Raw genomic sequence first — 3,901 nt, 5'->3', positions numbered from 1 at the left:
TCTCTCGTTGTTGCAATACATATTTTTTTCCAAGTGGTTTTAACTTTTTGTTTTAAAACCCGGAGAAAAAATATAACATGAACAAACTCTTTTCATCAAGCTCCATTTATTAGAAAGCAATTACCTTTAACAAATGGGAAACCTATATGGTACCGAAGGTCGGGGTCGAACCGACACTCCTTACGGAACACGATTTTGAGTCGTGCGCGTCTGCCAATTCCGCCACTTCGGCCTCATTGTACATATATAATGGTGAGCCATACTGGACTCGAACCAGTGACACCCTGATTAAAAGTCAGGTGCTCTACCAACTGAGCTAATGGCTCAAAAACAACTGGCGGAGCTGACGGGACTCGAACCCGCGACCTCCGGTGTGACAGACCGGCGTGAACTCCAACTTCACCACAGCTCCAACATGTTTTTGGTTGCGGGGACAGGATTTGAACCTGCGACCTTCGGGTTATGAGCCCGACGAGCTACCGTGCTGCTCCACCCCGCGATAATTCAATTATTAGTAATATGGTGGGCGCTGACGGGATCGAACCGCCGACCCCCTGCTTGTAAGGCAGGTGCTCTCCCAGCTGAGCTAAGCGCCCATATATGGTGACCCGTAGGGGATTCGAACCCCTGAATGCATGCGTGAAAGGCATGTGAGTTAAGCCGCTTCTCCAACGGGCCACATCAAAAGCGACAGGTGTAAATATACCATGCTATCAAAAACTTATCAAGTAGTAATTTATGTTTTTAAAGATCACCAATTTATAGATTTCCTCTAGCGCAACCCCTCTTATTTCAACTTCTCAACAACCTTCAGACAAAATTTCATTTTATAGTACACTATTGATATTAGGTTCCATGTGATAAGAAAGAAGGACCGTTTCATGAATAAAAAAGAAGCAGCAAATCTATTAAACAGTTTAACCAAAGAGCTAGAAGATTTAACTAGGCAACTTGGAACTGAAAACCTTTGCCATCTCCCTACGATTAAACTTGAATTCCAACAAAAACTGACCGAAGCTGCAAACCACTTAAAAGAAATCGATAAGAAGATACTCAACTACCTCGAAAAACAAAATGAAACGACCAACGATCCTGATTTTGCGATCAAGCGAGCTCTTTTACAAGAAACCAAAAAATTGAAGTGGGAACTCTATCAGCATCATCGCGATCCCATTGAACGACAATCAGTCAAAGCTTTCTCTGCAGCCAGCAAACGAAAAGAAGAGAATAACAATCGGATTCCTGCTCTTCAATTTTTGTCTGAACCTCTTCGGGTCCAAAAAGAAGATATGTTAATTGAATACCATACTGGAGAAATTCTATCTGCAATGGACCAAAAAGTATTTATGGGATTACAAGCCCTTTGGAAAACTAAAGGAGAAGGTCAACGAGTTATCTTTACTTACTATGAACTAGCAAACCTAATCGGCTTTCCCACCAAAGGTAGTGGCTATCGTCTCATTGATGAAGCTTTGAACTCCCTATTTAACACTCGAATCTTTCTCCATCAAACCCAACAAACCGAGGAATTAGAAGTAGAAAAACAGGGGATGTATCGTTTAATCTCTTCTATTCAAAAGACTAACTTTAAAAAAGGTGAAAGTAACGCACAATACTATGAGGTCTTTTTAGGGGATCTCGTCTATAAAAGTTTAAAACAAGGTTTTTATTCCTATATAAGTATGCCGCTCATCCGAGATCTTCAGTCCGACACGGCTCAAATCCTTTATGTTTTGCTATGCAGTCTAGCCCCTAAACATAGAATGATCGAGCAAGAACTGACTTACTTTGTCGATATGTTAGGCATGAGTGTAGCTCGCCCAGCCATACAAAAAAACATATTAGAGAATGCGATTAAAGAATTAGTAGAGAATCAAATTCTTGAACGGTATGAAATTATTAATGAAGGACGAGGAAGATATCTTTTTAGATTAGTTCTATCGGAAGCCATTACCTCTAAAAGTCTTTTACGTGAGCCTCTTCAACAGCAATCTGAACAACTACACATTGATCTTTTCCTATCCTAAAAATTTTTTTTAGGATTTTTCTTTGTTCAAATGGAATAAATGTATTTTTTTACAGTTAACATAATGCTTCTTTGTAAACTGTAGGTAAGTAAAAATGAATGTATATCATATAAAATTACAGTTTTACTTCACGAACGTAAACTGTAGGTAAGTAAATCTCATATAATTGCTTCCAAAAAGTAAGTTGTTTTTTTCCAATGTAAACTGTAGGTAAGTAAATTAGGCCTGTTTTCACCCAAAATCCGAATAGTTTGATACACAACGTAAAGTGTAGGTAAGTAAAAACTTTGATATACAATGGTTTTTTTTGTAATAAAATACAATAAAATTGAATTTTTGTTATTTTTTGTAAATCAACGTAAAGTGTAGGTAAGTAAAAACTTTGATATACAATGGTTTTTTTTGTAAAAGATGCTTAGTTGGATATGCAACGTAAAGTGTAGGTAAGTAATGCCTATTTTTGAGTCCTATGCTAAAGTAGATATGGTGTTTTTTGACCGAGTAATCAAGTATATACTGGACAAGCTCAAGGCGCTCAGTTAAACATTAAAAAACGAGAAAGACGCCCCCATTTAGCTTCCCCGGCTAAAGGCGTCTTTCTCGTCAAATCAAGAGTCATACAGTGAAGTATAAGTATGATCCTTACTATGCATTTTAGTGCTTTGCTTGCATTCATTCTATCACGCAAAGTCTGGGATCGGCAATACTTCTCCTGTAGACAATCAAAGGAGAGAAATAGGAAAATGGCAGAGTTTTTACAGGATAATTTGAGAGTTTTCGTAGTACCCGTGGATATTATGGATATCCCTGATCTCGATATTTATGAGCAAATGGTCTATATAGTATTACGGTCTTTTGCAAATGCAAGAGAAGCCACCGCATTTCCTTCATATAGTACTATCGCGAAATTAGGTCGGATGAGTCGAAGAAAAGCTATCGATTGTGTGGCTACATTAGTGGAAAGAGGACTCCTAAAGAAAGAAATCCGTTTAGATGTTACCAAACATCGAAAAATCCGAAACACATCTAATCTTTATACTATCGAAACACCAAAGGTAGTGCACAGTATGCACCAGGGTAGTGCACAGCATGCACCAGGGGTAGTGCACAGCATGCACCGGGGTGGTGCACAGCATGCACCCGAACATAATCATTTAACAAAATCATTAAAAACAAAATCATTGAATAACAACAACATAGATCAAAAACCTAAAAAAAGTGTTGTTGTTGACTCATCTAATGATCTAGAAGATTTGTTAACTTCTTACGGAATTAAGGTGAATACAGCTACTTTGAATAAATGGAGAAAAATGGAAAACGAAAAAACCATCATTAATGCTGTAAAGGAAACATTAGAGCGCCCAGATATCAAAAATGTGGTTGGATACATTAATAAAATTTTAGAGACTGGATTTATCCCTACCCAAACAAAAATAAAAAATGATCTGCCTGACTATATCATTAATCAATGCAAGAACTCACAAAATAAAGTTCAACATACTGTCGTCGATTCCCTAAAGCAAAAAGAAGCTTTGGATTTACTCTTACAATTGGGAGAGATTACTCAAATTGAGTATGAAATAAAATTAAAAGAATTAATTTAAAACGCACAAAAACTAGGCACTACGCTATTTTAAGATTATATCCTTGTCTTAACTAGGATCCCCCTCGAAAACGGCTTAGAATACCGATCTAGCTCGTTAAACGTTGCGTTTAGAGAGGGGGGATTACTTTATTATTGTATTTTTACCTTAAAAGAGAAATATAAGGACTTTTTTACTCTCTATAAAAATGAACAGTAAAAAACCCTTATCCTATTAGGATAAGGGTTTGATAACCTGGCAACGTCCTACTCTCCCAGGGCATGAGCCCAA

At 37.4% G+C, this 3,901-nt stretch carries 2 protein-coding genes and 6 tRNA genes; 2 read left to right on the top strand and 6 right to left on the bottom strand.

The features are described from left to right. Positions 1-147: 147 nt before the first annotated feature. The 6 genes from EIZ58_RS32610 to EIZ58_RS32585 form a co-directional block, all read right to left on the bottom strand. Positions 148-232 (bottom strand) — tRNA-Leu (locus EIZ58_RS32610). 18 nt (positions 233-250) lie between these two features. Then, positions 251-326: transfer RNA gene (locus tag EIZ58_RS32605), tRNA-Lys, on the bottom strand. A gap of 9 nt (positions 327-335) precedes the next feature. Continuing rightward, positions 336-412, bottom strand: a tRNA-Asp gene (locus tag EIZ58_RS32600). A gap of 10 nt (positions 413-422) precedes the next feature. Beyond that, positions 423-499: transfer RNA gene (locus EIZ58_RS32595), tRNA-Met, on the bottom strand. 21 nt (positions 500-520) lie between these two features. Then, positions 521-596 (bottom strand) — tRNA-Val (locus EIZ58_RS32590). Between the two features lie 5 nt (positions 597-601). Further along, positions 602-678: transfer RNA gene (locus EIZ58_RS32585), tRNA-Glu, on the bottom strand. Between the two features lie 203 nt (positions 679-881). On the opposite strand from EIZ58_RS32585, the gene EIZ58_RS32580 reads away from it, so the two are divergent. Both EIZ58_RS32580 and EIZ58_RS32575 read left to right on the top strand, forming a co-directional pair. Next, positions 882-2,027: a replication initiator protein A gene (locus EIZ58_RS32580; protein WP_134705216.1), complete on the top strand. Its 1,146-nt coding sequence runs from the start codon at positions 882-884 to the stop codon at positions 2,025-2,027. Positions 2,028-2,770: 743 nt separating this feature from the next. After that, positions 2,771-3,631, top strand: coding sequence for a helix-turn-helix domain-containing protein (locus tag EIZ58_RS32575; protein WP_167578114.1), 861 nt, complete (start codon positions 2,771-2,773; stop codon positions 3,629-3,631). The last annotated feature ends 270 nt before the right edge of the window (positions 3,632-3,901 follow it).

Source organism: Ammoniphilus sp. YIM 78166, from assembly GCF_004522215.1.
In the GTDB taxonomy this organism is placed as follows: domain Bacteria; phylum Bacillota; class Bacilli; order Aneurinibacillales; family RAOX-1; genus YIM-78166.
The sequence above is the reverse complement of the archived record's forward strand: the minus strand, read 5'-3'. Positions and strand labels throughout refer to the sequence as shown.

What these genes read in the sequence shown, in the direction of transcription:
- EIZ58_RS32575 (WP_167578114.1), top strand. Translation starts at nt 2,771, where the DNA reads ATGGCAGAGTTTTTACAGGATAATTTGAGAGTTTTCGTAGTACCCGTG.
- EIZ58_RS32580 (WP_134705216.1), top strand. Translation starts at nt 882, where the DNA reads ATGAATAAAAAAGAAGCAGCAAATCTATTAAACAGTTTAACCAAAGAG.